Source organism: Pseudopedobacter sp., assembly GCF_040392825.1.
Taxonomy (GTDB): Bacteria; Bacteroidota; Bacteroidia; order Sphingobacteriales; family Sphingobacteriaceae; genus Pseudopedobacter.
In genome coordinates this window covers 1-4355 of record NZ_JBEBVH010000305.1, presented here as the reverse complement: position 1 = coordinate 4355, position 4355 = coordinate 1, and the positions used below count along the sequence as shown (strand labels likewise).

Here is a 4355-nt window from a genome sequence, read left to right as displayed (position 1 = left end):
TTTTTGTATTTATGCATGGATTTGTTTCAATATTATTTTAATATCTAAACATAAAGAATAATTGGTGGCGTAAAAACTCTCCCCTTTTTTCCTTTCCCGTTCAGACATATCTTTTTTGCCCCGCTTACTAATTTGCCATAATCCTGTTAAACCTGCCGGAGCTAAAAAACGCATCGACCATTCGTTGGTAGTCAATTTTTCGGCTTCATACAATGGCAGCGGACGGTTGCCTACTAAAGACATGTCTCCCTTGAGTACGTTAACTAATTGTGGTAATTCGTCTATGCTACTATTTCTGAGGAAACTTCCCAATTTAGTTACCCTGGGATCATTTTCAAGTTTAAAAAAAGCTGAATCACCTTTGTACTGATTATTTTCCGATAGTTTCGCTACTTCTTTATCTGCATCTTTGCGCATAGAGCGGAATTTATAGAAATCGAATATCTTATAGCCTGTACCTACACGCTTACTTGTATAAAAAACTGGTCCTTTTGAATCTAATTTTATAAGAATAGCCACAATTAGGAGTAAAGGGCTTAGGCATATTAATGCAATAGAAGATAATAAAATATCTAAAAATCTTTTGCCAAACGGCGTTTTATAACGTTCGGTTTCTACCGGATATATATCTTTCTTTTCGGCTCTTAATTGTTTATAGAATGATAGAAATCTTAGTCTCTCTTTTACATCGTTAAAAGGAATAGGAGAGACATAGCAGTCACTTACACCTAATTTGAGCGCTCTTTTTATAATACTTGGGTTATTTTCGGTAAGTAACAGAATAATAATAATATTTCTTGTAAGCCAATGGTTTTTTAAACTTTCTATGATTTGAAATACTTCCGATATATTTTCCGGATTAATTTCAATCAGAATATTAGTATTCAGATCATTAATAGAAAAAGATTGTGTTTCGTCTGACAGGCTTTTAAGGTTTTCACTTTCTTTAATGATACATGAGCCTGACTTGAAATCAGATAGTAATTCCGATTTGAATAAATCTGCATAATATAGAATATTTAAAGCAGAAGATTCAGTTGAATATGTACTGTGGTTTATATTCTGGAATTGCATTTTTAGTTGAGGAGTGTTTTAATTTTCTCTTTTAAAAGGGTTGGATTAAATGGTTTTGGAACTAGTCCGTTTATATTGTATGGTATTTTAGATTCTATTTGTTCTATTGCACTGGACCCCGACAATACAATAATTGGAATATTTCTGTAATAACCACTTACCTTTACTGCTCTTAGGAAGTCAGATCCATCGAAATAAGGCATTTCTAAGTCCGAAATAATAAGGTCCGGAATATTTCCGTTATCTAACCAGCTTAATGCATCGAAACCATTACTTTTTATAATAAGTTCATAATCATTCTGCAAAACAAATTCCAATAACTTTAAAATAGATATCTCATCATCTACCAATAGAATACGCTTTTTGCTCTTAGTTGCATCAGATAAATTCATGACTCAAAAATTTTTCTCTTAGATTTTAATCATAAATAATGCCTTAATACTAAAAACAACGTTTTATGCGTTAAATATAGTTATTTTGACGTAATAACGAAGTATGGTCGCAAGGATACAATATTTTATTGAAAATTGACCCTGTATTATCAGAAAATCTTTCCCCATGCATTAGTATACCTGTATACAGAATTCCTCAATTTTAAGCAATAAAAAAGAGGAACTTGATGTTCCTCTTTTTTTGCTATTTCTTTTTATTTTTTTGTTGCTGTTGTTGGATTTGTTGTTGTTGTCTCATCATATCTTCCAATTTTTTCTGAAAGCCATTTTTCTTTTTTGCAGATTCGGGTTTCTTTTTATTTTCCTGAATCTGAGCATGAATTTTATCATCATCAACAAATCTTCTGATAAAGAATTGCTGAGTGAATGTTAAAATGTTCGCACAGAAATAATAATAGTTAAGACCAGAAGGATAGGCATTTAATACTCCAAAGAAAATTAGTGGAGTAATGTAACCGATATATTTCATCTGACCTTGAACATTAGAAGTCTGATTATTATAATAGGTATAAATTAACGTAGAAGCAGTCATTAACAAACACATCAAACTGATATGGTCCCATCCCAATAGAGGAATTTTGGGGAATTTGATGATATCATCGTAAGTGGACAAGTCAGACATCCATAAGAAACTTTCGTGTCTTAGTTCGAATAAATTCGGGAAGAAGTAGAAAAACGCCAGGATAAACGGCATCTGAAACAACAGTGGTAAACAACCTCCTAAAGGGTTAACACCTGCCTGTTTATACAATTTCAGGTACTCTTGTTGCAATAATGCCTGGTTGTCGTCTCCAACTTTTGCCTTAATCTCATCCATTTCGGGCTTTAATACGCGCATTTTCGCCATAGACAAGTAAGACTTGTAGGTAAATGGGAATAATACACTTTTTAAGATAACGGTAAGCAAAAGAATGATTAAGCCATAACTTAAGTTGAAGCTATTAAAGAAATTAAAAATAGGCAATACTAAATACCTGTTAATCCATTTTAACGGGCCCCACCCCATTTTTACCTGCTTTTCTAAAGAATGTCCCTGATCTTTTAACTCGCTAAACTTATTTGTACCGAAATAGTAAGTCAGGTCGTAAGAATTGACGTCAGATGGTTTGTAAGGTAAACTCAATTTAGTCGAATAGTTCTTTACAAAATTATTCGAAGTAGTCGTTGCTATTTTGGTACGTCCTTTACTGAAACCGTCTTTAGATATTATAGCAGCAGAAAAAAAGTGTTGCTTAAAAGATACCCATTCAATTTTTTCTTCTATATCTTTCTCAGCAGTTTCTGTCTCGCTTAGGTAATCAACATCTCCAGCACTCGTCTTATAATATACAGTAGAGTAGGCTCTTTCGTTTTTTAAATCTTTTTCCTGTTGTAAAAGATTAGTGTCCCAAATAAGATTTAAATCTGTCGTAGATCCTGGAATTCTTTGGCTATAACCTTTTAAGCTCACATTGAATTCTACCTTATTACTGCCTTGGGCTAAGGTATAAGTATAATCGATATAAGTACCGTCGGCCTCTGTATATCTATAGGTAATTTTGTTGGGAACAGAGTCTATTCTCGAAAAATATAACTGATTTGTATTTACATTCTTTCCATTGCTTACAAACTCTAAACCGAAGTTAGATTTGTTAAAAAGAACAACAGGATCACCTTTATAGGTAGTTTCTGTTTTAACTTCTGAACTTAAGATTTGGCCACCCAGATTAGATAAAGTCAATTTAATTTTATCGTTTTCCAAAATGCTTGTTGTCTCTTTCTGTGCAACTGTTTGTGTTTTTAGAAGAGAATCGTTAGTGGCTGTACTGTCAATTGTCTTTTTTGTCTGAACTATCCCAGATTTTACTTTTGCCAAGGAATCTTGAACTAAATTCTCTCTTTTTATTTCTTCTTCGCTAGGTTTTAATAAAAACGTAGATCCAACTAGAATGATTAAAATGAGGAATAGGCCAGTAAATGTATTTTTATCCATTATTTCTTAATTGAGTAATCTTCTTTTTTAATTTTTCTTTTTAGAATATTCTAATGAGGCTGCTACAAATTTAACAAAAAGCGGGTGAGGATTTACTACAGTCGATTTCAATTCCGGATGAAATTGAGATGCTACGAAGAAAGGATGATTTTTTAACTCCACAATTTCTACAAGTCCATTTTCCGGATTAACACCAGAAGCAATCATTCCGGCCTCTTCGTACTGTTTTAAATAAGCATTATTGAACTCATATCTGTGCCTGTGACGTTCGGATATTTTACCTTTTCCATAAATAGCATAAGCCCTGGTACCTTTTTTTAATTCACAAGGGTAAGCGCCCAATCTCATAGTTCCGCCTTTTTCGGTAACACCTTTCTGATCTTCCATAATACTGATTACCGGATGTTTCGTTTTCTCATTCATCTCTGTACTATGCGCATCTTTCAGACCTAAAACATTTCTGCCGAACTCAATAACAGAACATTGCATGCCTAAACAAATTCCAAAGAAAGGAATGTTATTTTCTCTAACGAATTTAATGGCACTAATTTTTCCCTCAATACCTCTTTCGCCAAAACCAGGAGCAACCAAAACACCATCAAACTTGCTCAATTTAGCTTTTACATTTTCTTCGGATACACTTTCTGAATGGATGCATTCAACTTCAACCTTGCATTCGTTCTCTGCACCTGCATGAATAAAAGATTCGATAATAGATTTATAAGCATCTGGAAGTTCAACGTATTTGCCAACCAACGCTACTTTTACAGCAGCAGTAGGATTTTTTAATTTACCTAAGAAATCTTTCCATTTATCTAAATTAGGATCTTTTTTGGTAGGCAGCTTTAATTTTGCCA

4 protein-coding genes are annotated in these 4355 nt (G+C 33.1%); all 4 read right to left on the bottom strand.

All coding sequences use genetic code 11. The features are described from left to right. Window positions 1-9: 9 nt before the first annotated feature. Window positions 10-1074: a sugar transferase gene (locus ABWO41_RS15915; protein ID WP_353140159.1), complete on the bottom strand. Its 1065-nt coding sequence runs from the start codon at window positions 1072-1074 to the stop codon at window positions 10-12. 2 nt (window positions 1075-1076) lie between these two features. Beyond that, a complete protein-coding gene (locus tag ABWO41_RS15910; RefSeq protein ID WP_353140157.1) occupies window positions 1077-1466 on the bottom strand; it encodes a response regulator in 390 nt (129 codons plus the stop codon). 244 nt (window positions 1467-1710) lie between these two features. Further along, a complete protein-coding gene (yidC, locus tag ABWO41_RS15905; RefSeq protein ID WP_353140155.1) occupies window positions 1711-3498 on the bottom strand; it encodes a membrane protein insertase YidC in 1788 nt (595 codons plus the stop codon). Window positions 3499-3525: 27 nt separating this feature from the next. After that, a partial coding sequence (gene pyrG, locus ABWO41_RS15900) for a CTP synthase (protein WP_353140153.1) occupies window positions 3526-4355 on the bottom strand: 830 nt, incomplete at its 5' end.

Excerpts from the sequence above, each read along its gene's own strand:
- ABWO41_RS15915 (WP_353140159.1), bottom strand. The coding sequence starts at position 1,074 with ATGCAATTCCAGAATATAAACCACAGTACATATTCAACTGAATCTTCT.
- ABWO41_RS15910 (WP_353140157.1), bottom strand. The coding sequence starts at position 1,466 with ATGAATTTATCTGATGCAACTAAGAGCAAAAAGCGTATTCTATTGGTA.
- yidC (WP_353140155.1), bottom strand. The coding sequence starts at position 3,498 with ATGGATAAAAATACATTTACTGGCCTATTCCTCATTTTAATCATTCTA.